We start from the raw sequence: 17,100 nt of genomic DNA, 5'->3' as shown, positions 1-17,100 counted from the left end.
AACGAGCTAAAATTGGTAACGAACATTAAATTTGATATCGCGCCCTGGTGAAGCCACTTGCGCCCAAGCTTGGGTATATTGCTCGTCGGTTAAGTTATCGATCGCTAAATCAAACTTCACGCCATCCCAAGCGCCATTGGGACTGTAGCTTGCATAAACATCCCACAGGGTGTAGCCATCATAAGTGTTGGCATCGTTAGTGTCGTTTTGATCGGCATAATGAGAAACTCGACCGCCGACACTCACTGGTAACGTCGCCAGCGCATAGTCGGTTTCTGCGACAAACTTGTGAGCTGGGATGTTATCGAGATAGCTACCATCATTCTTATTCTTGCCTTCGGTTTGGCTGTAGCTTAGATTATTGGTAAAGCCACCGAGTTGGTGATGAAGGCTTAGTTCTATGCCTTCCAGTTTGGCATCTTTAACGTTTTCACGCGTTGTAGTGCCGCCCATGAAGTCAACGTTCATATCAATAAAATCGTCAACATCGTTGCGGAACAGGCGCGCATCAACATAGGCATTATCGAAATAACTCGTCGGAGTAAATTGGTAGGTGATGGCTAATTCTTTGTTGGCACTGTGCTCTGGTTTCAAGTCCGGGTTCGGTATAAATCGATTGATCAACTTTGTAGGCCCCATAGGAACCACAAAGTGAGTACCACTGGCATACATTTCTTCTAAGCTCGGTGCACGAAAAGCTTCGCGATAGCTGGCAGTCAATGCTAGCCGTTCGGTTGCGTTCCATGTCAATGCCGTCGATGGGGACCACGCATGATCGCGGCTCTCACTATCCAGTGATGTCGGTCGATTATCTTCACCTTTGTAAGAGTCAAATCGAACACCCGCTTGCCAACGAATCTGGTCGAATACAGGAATATTTATTTGACCAAACGCCCCTATACTTTCTGCATTTGCATCTTGTCCTGCCGGACGCTCTCCAGGTGCACTGCTGTCATCACGTTTCGTTTCATAACTATCGCGATATAAATCCAGACCTGTAATTAAATCGATATTTTTTATGTTGGACGTATTCGTGATAGAGAAACCTATGGTTTGAGTCTCATTATTGTCACGTTCTTGCGGTGCAACACGGTGCTCTTTCATCTCAGTATTATTGAAATACAACTGAGAGTTAATATCGACCCAATGACTGGCGGGACTATAATCGTAGGCAACGGAAAGGCTCTGGTCCCTTGTTTCCCGGTATACTAACGGATAAGAACCTGACGGCTCTTTGACTGAGGGATTTGATGGAGACATATCATCAAGTTCGCCTTGACGAGCAGTGAACGTCCATTGGTGATCTAAAGATGGTGTGTAACGGACTTTAGCAAAACCACCTTTTTCTCTATCCGCTGAATAAGACAAGGTTTTGCCGTTGCCTAGTTGGTTATCATCACTATCGTGATAGTAGCTTTGTACCAGCCAATCAACCGTCTCTGTGCGTCCAAACACCGCGCCGCTTGTGCGTGAGGCATTATTGTTGCTGTGGAATCCTTGTTTAAGGTAACCACCTACGGCCTGATCACCGGAAAGAAAGTCGCTGGCTGATTTGGTGTTTTGGGCAAACACGCCTCCCAAAGCACCGGAGCCCCACAGGGTACTCGATGGGCCACGGACCACCTCTACCGAGCGAAGTAACTCAGGATCAATAAATAGACTGGAGCGGTGACCAACAGAAAAATTCTGACGCGCACCATCAACAAGCTGCACCACGCGGCCGTTTTCGCTGCTTAATCCACGAATAGTCACAGACTGAGCGGCATCGCGCCCGCCACCAAGCACAGAGACATTGGGTAAGTGCCGAATTAAATCCGTGACGTTACTTCCTTGTCTTTTCTCTATTTCTTCCTGTGACACCGTGCTGACGGCAACAGCGCGATTCGCTTTTTGCGCGTCCATACGACTGGCATACACAGACACCGTTTCTGTTTGGTTGCCATTTTGTTGCCCGCCATCGGCGGCCATGACGGGTGAAGTGAGGCTTAATGTGCCAAGCGCAAGTCCGATAGCGAGGTTTAGGTGGCTCGGACGTGGTATCAAAATATCCTTTTTCAATGTCATTTCAGTGCTCTCTGGTTCAACTACAAATGAGAATCATCATTATTTTTGCAAGATTGTATTGATCGAGAACAGCAATGTAAACGATAATTGATCTTAATTAGTTATGTAACTAATAATTACAAATGTGCAGTGAACGATAAATCACTGCCAATGACACCGCATTACCTTTGACCAATAAGCCACTGATAAAGCGAAAATAAGGATTTAACATGGCCACCGCCGCAGTAAGAGTGATAGCTCTGTTCAGTACCCTCATATCTCTATCGATTCATGCTTCGCCACGCATCGTCAGTGCGGGCGCAAGTGTGACTGACTTGCTCGTTGAGCTTGGCGCGCAATCACAGATTGTTGGTATTGATGCCACCAGCCAATTACAAGAGAAAGACATGCCGAGCGTGGGCTATCATCGCCAGCTCGCGGCGGAAGGTGTACTTTCGCTATCCCCCGATCTTTTAATTGGTTCAGAAGAAATGGGCCCAGCACCGGTGTTATCAACACTCAGTGATGCCGGGGTCAAGGTGGTGACGTTATCGAGTACCCCGACGGTCGCTGCCCTCAAGCAACGTATTCATACCTTGGCGGAGTTAACGGCGACACAAGCGAATGCCGAACCATTGATCAACGCTATGGATGACCAATTAGCCAAGCTAGAAACCCGAGCGTCTGCGTCAGCATCAAACACATCCACGCTCAACGGTCTTTTTCTCTTGGTTCACCAGGGACGACCTGCCAGTGTCGCCGGCGCTGATACCACTCCAAATACCTTGATTGAATTGCTCGGTGCCACGAACCCTGCGGCTGAATCCGTCACCAGCTATAAGCCACTTTCACCCGAGGCGCTGCTTGGCTTTAATCCTGACTTTATTTTGGTCATGCAACGCTCACTCGATCAGCTTGGCGGCCTGCAAGGATTGGCAGAGGCGGTCCCGTTGCTATCAAGCACAAGAGCGTATAAAAACAATCGCATCATCGCTGTGGATGGCCGTGTATTAGTGGGTGGATTAAGTCTGAATACTCTTGATGAGGCCCTGCGCATTCAAACCCATTTAACCGGAAACCAATAGTAATGCACGCTTACTTTCGTGAAACGCATCAGCGGCTCTTCCCTGTGTTGATCACTGTTTTGTTCATCGTCACTGTAATGTCGATAGCCGTGGGACAGTGGCAACTTGGGTGGCTCGTCAGTTTACAAAGCTTGAGCCCTTGGCAAAGTGATGTCGCACCGCATATCTTGACCATCGTGCAACAAGTCCGCTTACCACGCACCTTATTGTGTTTGTTCGTTGGCGCACTTCTGGCAGTATCTGGCGCATTAATGCAAGGGCTATTTCGCAATCCGCTTGCGGATCCGGGGATCATTGGAGTCTCTGGAGGGGCGTCTTTAGGCGGCGCGTTGGGATTGTTGCTGTTATCCTGGGGCAGCCTTAACGTCGGTTTTACCCTCTCGGTGTCGCTGTTTGCCTTTTTGGGTGCGCTGGTCGCCACCTTGTTTGTTTATCGTATTGGCACAACATCGATGGGAACATCGGTTACCGTGATGTTGTTAGCCGGTATTGCCATTAGTGCCTTGTCGGGTGCGGCGCTCGGGTTAATCAATTACGTTGCTGATAACCAAACATTGCGTGATATCGCCTTGTGGTCAATGGGATCGCTCACTGGCGCATCGTGGGGACTCATCGCGTTAACGGGCGTTGCAGCCGTTACCCTCACGCTTTTTGCCTATCGCTGCGCTCCGCATATCAACGCCTTATTACTTGGCGAGAACGAAGCTGCGTATCTTGGCATCAATGTTCATCGCCTAAAGCGCTTATTGATCATTGCGACAGCCGCTGGAATGGGGGTGTCGGTCAGCGCCGCAGGATTAATTGGCTTTATCGGCTTGGTTGTTCCGCATATTGGCCGCCTATTGGCTGGGCCAGATCATCGCACCCTGATCCCTTTATCGGCGATATTGGGCGCCCTTTTATTGACGCTTGCTGATATTATCGCACGAATCATTGTTGCGCCGGCAGAGCTGCCAGTGGGGATCATCACCGCACTTATGGGGGCACCCTTCTTTTTATGGCTTTTGATCCAACAACGACAAGCAGTGGTGCATTAATGTCTGATATTGCCCTCAATGTTCGTGATTTAAGTTACTCGCTTAACGGACGCCAACTACTTAATCGCATCAATGTTTCCTTTGCTGCAGGCCAATTACATGTGTTGCTCGGGCCAAATGGCGCGGGGAAAAGCACCTTACTCAAACAAGTGATGAGTGACAGTCATCCATCAGGCCAGGTTGATTTTTGGGCCATGCCTAAAGCCGCATGGCATGGTGAGCGCTTTGCTAAACAGGTCGCCTTTCTTCCCCAAAGTAGTGGCTTAACCTTTGCGTTTACGGTCAAAGAAGTGGTWCAAATGGGGGCGACACCGTTACAAGCGAATCAGGCGCAAATTGCCGCCCTCGCCGATGAGCAGTTACAGCAGTGGGATATCACCCACCTTGCTAACCGGCCTTATCCTATATTGTCAGGCGGTGAAAAACAGCGAGTCCATATGGCACGCATTGCTTTGCAGTTAATCCAAACCGATCCAACGCGGGCCATCATGCTACTCGATGAGCCTACATCGGCGCTCGATATTACCCATCAGCATTACACGCTACAACGCTGTCGATCGCTTGCCGATCAAGGGATGACAGTGGTCTTGGTGCTGCATGACCTCAATCTTGCCAGTCGCTACGCGGATCGCCTGTATTTTCTCAAACAAGGAGAGATGGTATTAACGGGTACCCCATGGCAATGTTTTGAGAGTGAACAGGTCGCAAAGATTTATCAGTATCCGCTTAAAGTTATTGAGCACCCAGAGCATGCCTGCCCATTGATCGTGACCTAGTGCCTGAGTTATTGCTATCAAGGTGGGATCTTGCCAGCGTCGCCATGAGACTTTTGCATTGATAACCGCCTAGCTGGGTCACAAAACCGTCTGTTGATGATCGTTCGCTCATCAGACCAATTGCGACTGGGCGGTAACCTAAGTAAACTGAGACCGCAACCGATTAGCTATGAGAATGGATGAAATCGGATTCGTTACCTTCGCAACCGTCTGATGGGCCGGGATTGTGAAAGACAGCGCCGCTGCGTATCAGCGGCGTTTTTCTGTAAGGTCGCGAGTAACGATCCCAAGGCTTCACAATATAGAAGAATTAAGATGGCAACGATTAAAGATGTCGCGCGTCTCGCGGGTGTTTCAACCACCACGGTCTCACACGTTATCAATAAGACCCGCTTTGTCGCCGAAAAGACAACAGAAAAGGTTTGGCAAGCCGTTGAAGACCTGAACTATGCACCGAGTGCTGTGGCTCGTAGTTTAAAATGTAATACGACACGTACGCTCGGAATGCTGGTCACTAAATCGACCAACCCATTTTTTGCCGAGCTCGTGCACGGTGTGGAAGACTATTGCTACGAGCAAGGCTACACGCTGGTTTTGTGTAATACCGAAGGCAACCTTGAAAAGCAGCGCGACTATTTGCGTATGCTGTCAGAAAAGCGTGTCGATGGTTTAATTGTGGTGTGCTCGGATCTCAATGAAGATCTCATGCTACTGCTAGAGAAAAAGCGTGACCTGCCCATGGTCGTCATGGATTGGGGCAGTCACCACATTGATACCGATCGGATTGAAGATAACGCGGAACTAGGCGGCTATCTGGCAACCAAACATTTTATTGACAACGGGCATACCCAAATTGGTTGTATCTCTGGGCAAATGGATAAGAACACCTGTAAGCAACGGCTTGCAGGCTTTTATCGGGCTCTGAAAGAAGCTGATATCCCCGTAAATCAAGACTGGATCATTGAAGCGGACTTTGAAGCGAATCAAGCAAAAGTCGCCGCTCAGCAGTTTATTGCCATGGAAAACCGTCCTACGGGAGTTTTTTGTTTTAATGATATCATGGCGTTAGCGGCGATCAGCACCTTCAACCAGGCGGGTATTCAGGTGCCAGATGATATCTCTGTCATCGGTTATGACAATATTGATCTGACTGAATATTACTCACCACCGTTGACGACTGTCCATCAACCTAAACGACAACTGGGCAAGACTGCGGTTAAACTTTTACTCAGCCGGATCAATGATAACGATACGCAGCAGCAAGTGTTTGAAATGGATTTATCATTAATCAGTCGAGACTCTGTAAAAAACCTAACCTAATGGTTTATCGCGTTTTTTTATGTAAAGTCACGCCCCTATGACGGTCGTGGCTTTTTTGATTTCCTATGGATAAGAGCTTTTACTTTAAATTATCAGTTACATACTTATTGAACCAATATCACATTTTGTATGCGTAGAGAGGGCGACATCTGTGTCCAATTATTATATCCTGGATAACGTTTGAACAAGGCAAACCATCGCGAAAGCATGGGACGCAAAGCCTCCGGCCTAATGAATCTGGCGTCACTGTCAGGGATTCAATGGTAGCGGGGCTGCCAGCGCTGTTGTTTTAATGCTGAGTGAAATATCAGCAATCGGATTTATCAAACCTAAGAATTTGATAATTCGATGACAATCTTGTCTGTTTGCCTTGTTAGACTGCGACTTTATTTTTAGGCATTCACATTCATCGAGATTGTTATTAAATGGATAAACCTGCTTTAAAAGACGCGATGCGTTTATTTGCCGAGTTTGGCAATATCAAATCCCGATCCATGTTCGGCGGATTTGGACTTTTTTGTGAAGACACCATGTTCGCCCTCGTGGTCAATAACACCCTCCACCTTCGTGCCGGTATAGAAAACGAGGCCTTACTCAAACAACAAGGCTTAACGCCGTATGTGTACAAAAAACGTGGATTCCCGGTCGTCACCAAATATTTTGCTATTCCTAACGCCTGGTGGGACGATCCAGAACGATTATTGGCCGAAGCGAAAAATGCCCTCGACGTTGCTATCCAGGATCGTTCTGTGAAATCGGCAGCGACACCGTCAAGGCTTAAAGATCTCCCGAATCTAAGATTAGCCACCGAACGAATGCTTAAAAAGGCAGGCATAGACTCGCCAGAAACATTGCAAAAGCACGGTGCCGTCGGCGCTTACAAAGCACTAAAGTCTGCTCATGAAACACAATTGAGTCTCGAGCTTTTGTGGTCGTTAGAAGGGGCGATTACTGGTAAACACTGGTCGGTAGTGCCACCCCAACGCCGTCAGGAATTATTACAACACTTAGAAAAATAATCTCTCACAGTCGCCTCTGTATGACTTGATAATTTTCCTGTGAGCAATGTTTGCGTTCAACACCGCCTTCTGGCGGTGTCGCTTTATTCTATTAACTCATTGACATGTCTCTATGCCCTTCCTTTTGCGTCATCATCTTATCGAGTGCGCTTTTCTTTCCGTCGACTCTAGTTCGTGGAGATTAATCGGCGTTTTTTTGATTTAATTGGCGATTTTTCGTTTAACTGAAAGTTTTTAGCGATCGATACGGTCTTGTCAGAGGTAAGATCGACCGCACAGTTCGCTGATGCAACCGATAAATCAGCCAGTTAGTTGCCAACCGTCCACAAAAGTACTCTAAAGTAATAGCTGGCCCTCTTTAATTTAGCGACGAGACCTAATATGTCAGTAAAAAAACTTCTTGTTGGCCTCGTGATTGCCGCCATCGTCGTGCTCTGGTTTAGTTTCGACCTCGGCCAATGGCTCACGCTTGAAAACGCCAAAGCACAACAAGCGGCATTGAACGATTACATTATCGAAAACGCGACCACCGCAAGCCTGGTGTTTTTTGTCGGCTATGTGGTGATGACCGCCCTGTCCTTACCGGGAGCGGCAGTGGCGAGCTTATTGGGCGCCGCATTATTTGGGTTTTGGTGGGGGCTGGTTCTGATCTCTTTCGCCAGCTCTATTGGTGCCACACTCGCCTTTTTAGTCAGTCGTTTTTTGCTCCAAGACTGGGTACAAAATCGCTTCGGTCAAAAATTAGATGCCATTAACCGTGGCATTGAAAAAGATGGCCGCTTTTATCTGCTCACGCTACGCCTCATTCCCATTTTTCCCTTTTTCTTAATTAATCTAGTGATGGGGTTAACGCCCTTAAAAACGCGCACCTTCTACTGGGTCAGTCAGCTAGGCATGCTACCGGGGACAGCAGTGTACGTGAATGCAGGGACTCAACTCGCCCAAATCGACGCACTTGGCGATGTGGTGTCGCCTTCGGTGCTTGGATCGCTCGCATTACTCGGCCTGTTCCCGCTGCTAGCAAAATGGATCATGGCGTGGGTCACGCGTCGTAAACGCTATCAAGGTTGGCGCAAACCCCATCAGTTTGATCGCAATATGGTGGTAATTGGTGCCGGCGCAGGCGGACTGGTATCGAGTTATATCGCGGCAGTGGTGAAAGCAAAAGTCACGCTAGTTGAAAAAGGTTCGATGGGAGGTGATTGCCTAAACACCGGGTGTGTTCCCTCTAAAGCGCTGATACGCGCAGCGAAAACCATGCGAGAAATCGGCAAGGCCAAGGCGTTTGGTATTCATACCCAGGCGCCAGTCGTTGATTTTCCAGCGGTGATGGCGCGGGTAAAACAGGTGATTACCCACATTGAGCCCCATGATTCAGTCGAGCGTTACACCAAGCTCGGCGTGGAGTGCGTGCAAGGCGAAGCACACATCGTCTCGCCATGGGAAGTCGAGGTGAATGGCGAACGCCTCACTACCCGCAACATCGTGATAGCCACAGGCGCACGCCCCATGCTCCCTCCCATTCCCGGTTTGGCTGAGGTAACACATTACACCTCGGATACGATTTGGTCCCTGCCTGAACTGCCACCACGGTTATTGGTTTTGGGCGGGGGTCCCATTGGCGCAGAATTGGCACAAAGTTTTGCGTGTTTAGGCAGCCAAGTGACGCTGGCTGAAATGGCGGATCAATTGTTAAGCCGTGAAGATAAAGACGCTGCTCAACTGGTTGAAAGCGCACTAGAACGTGACGGTGTCACGGTTTTAACACAGCACAAGGTCAAAGCATTTGAACAACGTGGCAATGAGCAAATCGCCTTACTCGACGGCCCTGACGGTGAGAAAACCGTCACATTTGATGCGGTGCTGGTCGCGTTAGGACGCAGCGCCAACACCAAAGGCTTTGGTCTCGAAAAGCTCGATATTCCAGTGACCGAGCGTGGCACCATTCAGGTCAATGACTATTTACAAACTAATTACCCCAATATCTATGCAGTGGGTGATGTGGCAGGGCCCTTTCAGTTGACCCATGCCAGTGCCCATCAAGCGTGGTATGCCGCGGTCAATGCGTTATTTGGCCAATTTAAGCGTTTTAAAGCGGATTACTCGGTGATGCCAGCGGCAACATACACGTCCCCAGAAGTTGCACGTGTTGGGCTTAATGAAAAAGAAGCCAAAGCCAACCAACAAGACGTCGAAGTGACCTATTACGGCATTGATGACCTGGATCGCGCCATCGCCGATGGCAATGACCATGGCTTTATTAAAGTGCTGACACCAAAGGGAAAAGATACCATACTGGGAGTGACCATAGTGGGAGAACATGCCGGCGATTTATTGGCCGAGTTCACCTTAGCGATGCGCCATGGCTTGGGGCTGAACAAAATACTCGGCACCGTTCATCCTTATCCCACCATGAGTGAAGCGGTTAAATATACGGCGGGTATGTGGAAACAGGCGCATGCACCGGAGAAACTCCTACAGTGGGTCGAAAAATATCAACGCTGGATGCGTCACTAATCAATAAGGAAGAACAATGAAACAATGGATAGCGGCCCTAACGCTCGCAATCACCAGTGGCTATGCCTTGGCCACTCCCGCTGAGCAGGATTGGGCACAAGTCGAACAAGACGCAAACGGGCAAATCGTATATTTCAATGCCTGGGGCGGCAATCAGCAAATCAATGCTTATCTTCGTTGGGCTGGGCGTGAACTCAAACGTGAATACGGTGTGACCCTCAAACACGTTAAAGTGGCTGATATTGCAGAAACAGTGAATCGTTTATTGGCTGAAAAAACGGCGGGAAAAGATACCGGCGGCAGTGTCGATATGGTCTGGATTAATGGCGAGAACTTTAAATCGATGAAGGAAAACGGGTTACTTGAAGGCCCCTTTGTCGAGGCGCTGCCTAACTGGCAAATCGTTGATAAAACCTTGYCCGTGACAGAGGACTTTACTGAACCCACCAAAGGCTTGGAAGCACCATGGGGGGTCGGGCAACTGGTGTTTATTCACGATAAAAAAACACTCGCCAATCCTCCAAGCTCTTTTGCTGAATTGTTACAGCTCGCAAAAGCTAATCCCGGTCGGATCAGTTATCCGAAACCGCCCGAATTTCATGGCACCAGCTTTTTAAAAGCGGCATTGCTTGAGCTGACAAACAATCAACAGGCGTTGTATCAGCCTGTCGACGATGCAGACTTTGAGACCATAACTGCACCGCTATGGGACTATCTTGATGCGCTGCACCCAGTCGCTTGGCGTAATGGGGAGCAATTTCCCTCAGGCAGCGCACACACCATGCAGCTTGTCGATGACGGTGCGCTTTTAATCGGGATCGCTTTTAATCCCAATGCGGCAAAATCCGCCATCGCCTCAGGGACGTTAGCGCCAACGGCACGCGCCTTTGCTTTTGAGCAGGGGGCTTTATCTAATATCCATTTTCTGGCGATCCCCTACAATGCCAATGCAAAAGCCGGCGCCAAGATAGCGATCAACTTTTTGATGGGTGAGAAGGCGCAATTGCGCAAAGCTCAGACTGATATTTGGGGCGACCCACCGGTGGTTAAACTGCCTGACACCGCTAAAACGCGCCGTTTTCAGTCCCAGCCAGAGCCGCATCCCAGTTGGCAAACCGCTCTCGAAAGCGCTTGGCTTAAACGTTACGGACAATAAAAGAGACCGTCATGGCACGTTTGTTGTTTGCCATCACGCTGGCGGTGTGCTGCCTGCCCTTACTTCCTGGGCTGGGAGGCCTGTTAACCAGTGCATTTGCGTTTTTACCTGCTTTGGGGCTGGCTGAAGCCAGTCTCTCGGGTTGGCGTGAACTCATTGCCTGGCCAGGCTTATCTCACTCACTCTGGCTCACACTGCTCTCTGGACTAGCAAGTAGCTTATTGGCAGTGATGTTGAGCTTCGCTATTTTGCAAGCCACGTGGCAGACGCCCYTTTGGCAACGCATCGCGCGTAGCTTACCCGGTTTACTGGCCCTGCCCCATGTTGCATTTGCTATTGGACTGGTGTTGTTTTTGTCCCCTTCAGGGTGGCTATTTCGCCTGTCTAGCCCATTGACCGGAGACATGCCACCGACTTGGTCACTAATACAGGATCCGTATGTGCTGGGCTTAACCCTAGCCCTCACCCTGAAAGAAACGCCGTTTTTGCTTTTAATGAGCCTTTCTGTGCTAAGCCAAATTGATGTGCATCGCTTAACGATGGTCTCTGCCAGCCTCGGCTATGATCGCACCAGTACCTGGATCAAGGTGATTTTTCCACTTTGGTTCGCCAAAATGCGTTTTCCTATTTTTGCCGTGGTGGCCTATAGCCTCTCGGTCGTCGACGTAGCGATGATTTTAGGTCCAAACACGCCACCAACCTTTGCTGTGTTAGTTTGGCAGTGGTTTAACGACCCTGATCTTTCATTACTCCCCCGAGCGTCGGCAGGGGCTTTGGTCCTGTTTTTACTGTGTGCCTTGGTACTCATTGGTTATCGACTTTTCGAATGGTTGATTTGTGAGCGCTTTAATCGTTGGCAATTCACAGGAACACGTCGTGCTTGGTTACCAGGGAGACACCTCTGGTGGCCCGTCGTGATTGTTCCCTTGTTGGTAATCCCGGCTTTGTTCATTTGGTCGTTCGCCTTACGCTGGTCATTTCCCGATTGGCTCCCCAGCCGTTATGGGCTGCGCTTTTGGAATCAAGAGCTTGCTTACGTTGGGGCGTTAATTGGAAATAGTGTTTTACTGGCGTTGATCAGTGCGACAGTCGCCGTCATATTTGCCATGGGCTGCCTTGAGCGCGCGGTTTCTCCTCGTCAAGGAGCACTGCCTAAAGCCGTGATTGCCATTCCTCTTTTGGTACCTCAACTGTCTATTTTGTTTGGGATCCAAGTGGCTGTGTATAGTCTACCGGGACAATGGCATGTACCCGCGACTATTTGGGCGCATATCTTTTTTGCTTTTCCTTATGTTTATTTAGCATTAGATGGCCCGTGGCAACAGTTTGATCAACGGCTTATCCAAACGGCTCGCAGTTTAGGCGTCAGTGCGATGGCAGCCTGGCTGCGTATCAAACTTCCCTTACTGTTACCGGCGATTATTCTCGCCTGGGCAGTGGGCGCCAGTGTGAGCTTAGCCCAATATCTTCCTACGCAATTATTGGGGGCGGGTCGGATCAATACCCTAACAACCGAGGCAGTGAGCTTATCCAGTGGGTTGGATCGACGGATTAGCGGCCTATACGGCCTGATGCAAGCGCTGATCCCCTTACTGGTTTTCGTCCTGGCAACGTTTCTCAGTCGTGTCATGCAACGGCGACTGACACCTCATCAATCGGTTGCGACGCAACCAGGAGCAAATAATCATGACGCTGTGTGTCAATCAACTCAGCATAAACGCGCCTGATCAGTGTTTATTACACGATGTCTCTTTCAGCGTATCGCCTGGCGAGATCCTCACCGTGATGGGGCCGAGTGGCTGCGGAAAATCCAGTCTATTGAGCGTATTGGCGGGACACATCCAACCGCCAATGCATTACAGCGGCCAACTGACCTTAAATGGTGAGCCTTTTGATCACTTACCGCCGGAGCAGCGCCGTATCGGGATTTTATTTCAAGATGATTTACTCTTCCCGCATCTCAACGTCTGGCAGAACTTGGCCTTTGCACTGCCCTCATCGATGAATAAAAAAGAAAAATACAACCATACCCTGGCAGCACTCGACGCAATCCACCTCGCTGCACTGGCTAACTATGCACCGTCGCAACTATCGGGAGGACAACGTGCGCGTATCAGTGTACTACGCGCGTTACTCGCTAAGCCCGATGCGATTTTGTTGGATGAACCGTTCAGTAAGCTTGATAAGCCGCTACGCCGTGATTTTCGCGCCTTTGTGTTTGGACAAATTGAACAAAGGCAAATCCCGGCGGTGATTGTGACCCACGATAGCGAAGATATTGCGCATCCTGATCATCGCCTAGACTGGCCAATCCCAGAAACGCCCCTCACACCACAGGAGTACCCAGCAAATGCTTGATCGTTATGCGATTGCCGTGATCCGCTGGCCATTGAAACAAGCGGCGGTCCAACTCAGTCGGTGGGGAGCCAAACCTGACACGGTGACCTTGAGCGGGTTTTTCATTGGCTTACTGGCACTGCCTGCTCTGGCGCTTCAAGCCTATGGGCTTGCGCTTAGCTTTATTGTGATTAATCGGCTTTTCGATGGCCTTGACGGTGCGATCGCGCGCGAGCAGGGCCTCAGTGATGCGGGAGGCTTTTTGGACATCACGCTTGATTTTATTTTCTACGCATCCATTCCGTTTGGCTTTGCGCTCGCGGACCCAGCCAATAATGCGATAGCGGCAAGCTTTTTACTTTTTTGTTTTATGGGCACCGGGGCCAGCTTTTTAGCTTTTGCGACAATGGCGAGCAAGCATCAAATCGACAACCCCGTGTATGCAAACAAATCCTTGTATTACATCGGGGGGATCACCGAAGGCACCGAGACCATTGCCAGCTTTGTCTTGATGTGTCTTTTCCCGTCTTACATGGCGTGGATTGCTTGGGTATTTGGCATCGCGTGCTTGGTCACCGCTTCCAGTCGCGTCTGGGCTGGATACCATACGCTACGTGACATTGAAGGACGCTAGCAACACTATCTCATGCGCGCTCACGTTATAGCCACTGCTGCTGTAATTGCTCTTTATCACCCAAATAATCGAGCAGCCAGCTTATCGGTGGCGACTCTTTATCTGAACGCCAAGCAATACAACATGGGCTGCTTAAAAGCGGATTCGCAAGCGTTAGCTCCACCAGCTCACCTCGAGCGATAGCCTCTTCGGCCATGTGAGAAGGCATCACACCAATGCCCAAACCGGCCTTAAAACATTGCATGGCACTGTGCCAATTCGGCACCGTTAGACGACGCTGGTTGTCCAATAGCCAAGTGGTACGGCGCGGCAAACGGCGCGAGGTGTCCTCTAAACAAATGGCGGGATACGCTGCGAGCTGATCGTTGTCTAGTGGTTGTTCGCACTGCATGAGTGGGTGCGATGGACTGACAACAAACCGCCAACGCAAGGTGCCCATTTCTCGATAACGAAACGCACCACTGACGGGGACTGCGGCGGTCGCACCAATCGCGATATCTGCTCGATCATCGGCAAGTGCATCCCATACGCCATTGAACACTTCCATGGTCAGTAACAGTTCCACATCAGGAAACGCATCATAGAAGTCGCGCACGAGTGTGTTGACACTGTCTTCACGCACCACATTGTCGAGTGCAAGTGAGACACTTTGCGCCCATCCATTAGCAACCCGTTGTGTTTGTTGACGAATATTAGCCATCGCTTTCAGCATTTCGCGTGATTGTTCAACAAAGTATTCCCCAGCAGGCGTCAGCTTTACTTGGCGATGAAGACGTTCGAACAGTACCACCGCCAATTTGTCCTCTATTTGCCGCACTGTATAGCTCACCGCACTAGGTACTTTATGGAGCTCTGCGGCCGCGCCTGAAAAGCTGCCTCGGCGCGCGACCACCTCAATCACCTGAAAATCTTGGTAAGAAAACATTCACATCAAATTTTTTGAAAGGTATGTTCAAATCATACCGTTTCACAGCATGGATTGTTAGTCATAAACTGCTCGTTACATTAATCTTTGTATCAAGAGATAAAAAATGAACAAACAAGTGCCATTTATCACGCTGTTTTGGCTTGCAGGGCTCAGTATGCTGGGTTTCTTAGCCACCGACATGTATTTGCCCGCTTTTGAGGCCATGCAAATCGATTTTGCGACATCGTCGGCGAATATCGGTTTAACCTTGAGTATCTTTTTGCTTGGTATGGCCTGTGGTCAACTCGTTTATGGCCCCCTTTCCGACCGCATTGGCCGTAAACCTGCACTGTTAATTGGCTTAAGTCTCTATAGCGTTGCGACCGTGGTATGTCTGTTTGCAGATAATATTTATCTGTTACTCGGTGCGCGCCTTGTTCAAGCGTTGGGCGCGTGCAGCGCGATTGTGATTTGGCAAGCGGTGGTGATTGATCGCTACGAAGGCAAGTTGGGGCAAAAAATGTTCGCGACCATTATGCCGCTCGTTGCGCTATCGCCGGCATTAGCGCCTCTACTGGGCGCCTATTTACTTCAGCATTTTGATTGGCGCAGTATTTTTGTGGTTTTAGTTGCCCTAGGGGTCGTTTTTATTGCACTGACTCTACGAGAGAAAGAAAGCTTAACTAAGCCAGCACAAGATACTAAAATTATTGATAAACTGAAGACTGATTATCAGCAAGTTTTTAAATCAAAAAAGTTCATCGGAAATATGCTTATCTTTGCTGGTTGCTCGGCCGCTTTCTTTGCCTATTTGACTGGATCGCCGTTTATCATGTCAGCGATGGGCTACACAGAATCCGATATTGGCCTGAGCTATATTCCACAAACAATCGCGTTTGTTGTCGGCGGATATGCCTGTCGTTATGCACTGAATAAACTCAAAGATCACAGCATCCTTCCTTGGTTACTGAAACTGTTTGTCGCCAGTGTGGTGGTGATCTTTTTAATTAGCTGGCGCACTGATGTCACTAATATTTGGGCAATCTTGGGGCCATTCTGCTTTTTGGCAGCGGCCAATGGTGCCATTTATCCACTCGTGGTAAACCGAGCCTTAGAAGATTTTAAATCATGTAGCGCGACAGCGGCGGGCCTGCTCAACTTCTTACAGATGATTATCTGCTTTGTCGCGAGCGCCTTGGTCTCTGCGTTTGCCGCCTCAGGATTGTTCGCGGTCACGACCGTGATGCTATCAACCTGCGCGGTGGTGATTATCGGCTTTGGTTTAGTCTGGCATGCCAACCGTCAAGCGCAGACGCTAGCAACGGCATAAATGACTCGCTCGCTTCTCACAACGTAAAAAGGCGCCATAAAGCGCCTTTTTCTTTTTGAGTTTCGCTCACACAGATGCTGCAATCAACTGAGCCAGTGTTCGTTCAAACGTTTGCATCACAATGTATGTTTTGTCCAACACTAAGAGTATGTTTAGTCCAACACTAAGCTACCATTGTCATCAAACTGCCAAGCCTCTCCATAGGCAACTTCCCACAAATAGTTGTCAGGGTCAGCAAAGTAACCACTATAGCCGCCCCAAAAAACATCTTGAGCAGGTTTGACAATTCGACCGCCGCATTCTTTAGCCAGCGCAAGCACCTCATCGACCTCTTCTTTTGAACGCGTGTTATGCGCAAGCGTGATCCCACTGAAACCAGCGTCACTAACAGGCATTCCGGACTTTATGTCATCGGCTAAAGCGTCGATTGCATATAACGCTAAACGCGTTCCCGCTGTACTAAAAAACACTATCCCTTCTTCGGGGTGATTATGGGTCGGAAACCCTAGTTGGCGATAAAATTCATACGAACGTGATAAATCGGCAACTCCCAATGTAATGATGCTAATCCTTGCTTCCATACTTCCTCCGTGGTGTTGATTCTAGCTTACATCTTTGGGTAACTACGCGGTGTTAAGTTGCACATGGTTTGCTATATTTTTCAGTAAGATCCCTGCCGCTGATAAGCGTGATTGGATCGCCACCAACGCCACATTGTATTCATGACTGTTTTTAAAATCTGCGATCTTTTGCCGATCCGTAAACATCAAACGGATCATCACACTTTGCGGAAAACGTTGATAATTCACTTCATGCGTTAGCCATTCAAAACCATCGACCTGTTTCATGGTCTGCTCACACACCTCAGTCAGTGCTTCGCGGATAGCATTGTCGTATTTTTTATCGGTTTTTCGCATTATTAATCTCTTTTTAGTCTTC

Annotated in this window: 15 protein-coding genes and 1 riboswitch; of the genes, 11 read left to right on the top strand and 4 right to left on the bottom strand. The window is 49.1% G+C overall.

All coding sequences use genetic code 11. The features are described 5' to 3' along the window. Positions 1-6 precede the first annotated feature (6 nt). Complete coding sequence (locus BZG81_RS03790; protein ID WP_077676776.1) at positions 7-2,064, bottom strand: TonB-dependent hemoglobin/transferrin/lactoferrin family receptor; 2,058 nt, start codon at positions 2,062-2,064, stop codon at positions 7-9. Between the two features lie 209 nt (positions 2,065-2,273). On the opposite strand from BZG81_RS03790, the gene BZG81_RS03785 reads away from it, so the two are divergent. The 10 genes from BZG81_RS03785 (at position 2,274) to BZG81_RS03740 (ending at position 13,924) form a co-directional block, all read left to right on the top strand. Then, a complete protein-coding gene (locus BZG81_RS03785; protein ID WP_077676775.1) occupies positions 2,274-3,128 on the top strand; it encodes a heme/hemin ABC transporter substrate-binding protein in 855 nt (284 codons plus the stop codon). 2 nt (positions 3,129-3,130) lie between these two features. Beyond that, positions 3,131-4,165 carry a FecCD family ABC transporter permease gene (locus BZG81_RS03780; RefSeq protein WP_077676774.1) on the top strand — a complete coding sequence of 345 codons (1,035 nt, stop codon included), beginning with the start codon at positions 3,131-3,133 and terminating at the stop codon, positions 4,163-4,165. Further along, entirely contained in the window at positions 4,165-4,941 is a 777-nt protein-coding gene (locus BZG81_RS03775) for a heme ABC transporter ATP-binding protein (RefSeq protein WP_158011794.1), read from the top strand. Before BZG81_RS03780 ends, BZG81_RS03775 begins: the two co-directional genes overlap by 1 nt. A 315-nt stretch (positions 4,942-5,256) precedes the next feature. Then, a complete protein-coding gene (locus BZG81_RS03770) occupies positions 5,257-6,261 on the top strand; it encodes a substrate-binding domain-containing protein (RefSeq protein WP_077461138.1) in 1,005 nt (334 codons plus the stop codon). A 178-nt stretch (positions 6,262-6,439) separates the two neighbouring features. After that, positions 6,440-6,541, top strand: a riboswitch (cyclic di-GMP riboswitch). 145 nt (positions 6,542-6,686) lie between these two features. Further along, positions 6,687-7,280, top strand: a complete 594-nt coding sequence (locus tag BZG81_RS03765) for a TfoX/Sxy family DNA transformation protein (RefSeq protein WP_077676773.1) — start codon at positions 6,687-6,689, stop codon at positions 7,278-7,280. Between the two features lie 381 nt (positions 7,281-7,661). Continuing rightward, entirely contained in the window at positions 7,662-9,797 is a 2,136-nt protein-coding gene (gene lpdA / locus BZG81_RS03760) for a dihydrolipoyl dehydrogenase (protein ID WP_077661008.1), read from the top strand. A 16-nt stretch (positions 9,798-9,813) separates the two neighbouring features. Continuing rightward, a complete protein-coding gene (locus BZG81_RS03755; RefSeq protein ID WP_077676772.1) occupies positions 9,814-10,953 on the top strand; it encodes an ABC transporter substrate-binding protein in 1,140 nt (379 codons plus the stop codon). A gap of 11 nt (positions 10,954-10,964) precedes the next feature. Then, positions 10,965-12,680: an ABC transporter permease gene (locus BZG81_RS03750; RefSeq protein WP_077676771.1), complete on the top strand. Its 1,716-nt coding sequence runs from the start codon at positions 10,965-10,967 to the stop codon at positions 12,678-12,680. Beyond that, on the top strand, positions 12,640-13,311 hold the full coding sequence (locus BZG81_RS03745; RefSeq protein ID WP_077676770.1) for an ATP-binding cassette domain-containing protein: 672 nt from the start codon (positions 12,640-12,642) through the stop codon (positions 13,309-13,311). The genes BZG81_RS03750 and BZG81_RS03745 overlap by 41 nt, the downstream gene beginning before the upstream one ends. Then, positions 13,304-13,924, top strand: coding sequence for a CDP-alcohol phosphatidyltransferase family protein (locus BZG81_RS03740; protein WP_077461132.1), 621 nt, complete (start codon positions 13,304-13,306; stop codon positions 13,922-13,924). Before BZG81_RS03745 ends, BZG81_RS03740 begins: the two co-directional genes overlap by 8 nt. Positions 13,925-13,949: 25 nt before the next feature. Here BZG81_RS03740 and punR read toward each other — a convergent pair whose 3' ends face one another. Next, a complete protein-coding gene (punR, locus tag BZG81_RS03735) occupies positions 13,950-14,849 on the bottom strand; it encodes a DNA-binding transcriptional activator PunR (RefSeq protein ID WP_077676769.1) in 900 nt (299 codons plus the stop codon). Positions 14,850-14,955: 106 nt separating this feature from the next. On the opposite strand from punR, the gene punC reads away from it, so the two are divergent. Further along, a complete protein-coding gene (gene punC, locus BZG81_RS03730; protein ID WP_077676768.1) occupies positions 14,956-16,161 on the top strand; it encodes a purine nucleoside transporter PunC in 1,206 nt (401 codons plus the stop codon). 152 nt (positions 16,162-16,313) lie between these two features. Here the strand turns inward: punC and BZG81_RS03725 are convergent, their stop codons facing one another. Continuing rightward, entirely contained in the window at positions 16,314-16,742 is a 429-nt protein-coding gene (locus BZG81_RS03725) for a VOC family protein (protein ID WP_077669925.1), read from the bottom strand. A 42-nt stretch (positions 16,743-16,784) separates the two neighbouring features. Further along, positions 16,785-17,078 carry a hypothetical protein gene (locus tag BZG81_RS03720; RefSeq protein ID WP_077676767.1) on the bottom strand — a complete coding sequence of 98 codons (294 nt, stop codon included), beginning with the start codon at positions 17,076-17,078 and terminating at the stop codon, positions 16,785-16,787. Positions 17,079-17,100 lie beyond the last annotated feature (22 nt).

This window comes from Salinivibrio sp. MA607 (assembly GCF_001996245.1).
Classification (GTDB): domain Bacteria; phylum Pseudomonadota; class Gammaproteobacteria; order Enterobacterales; family Vibrionaceae; genus Salinivibrio; species Salinivibrio costicola.
Note: the sequence above shows the minus strand (reverse complement) of the source record. Positions and strands in the feature narration are given on the sequence as shown.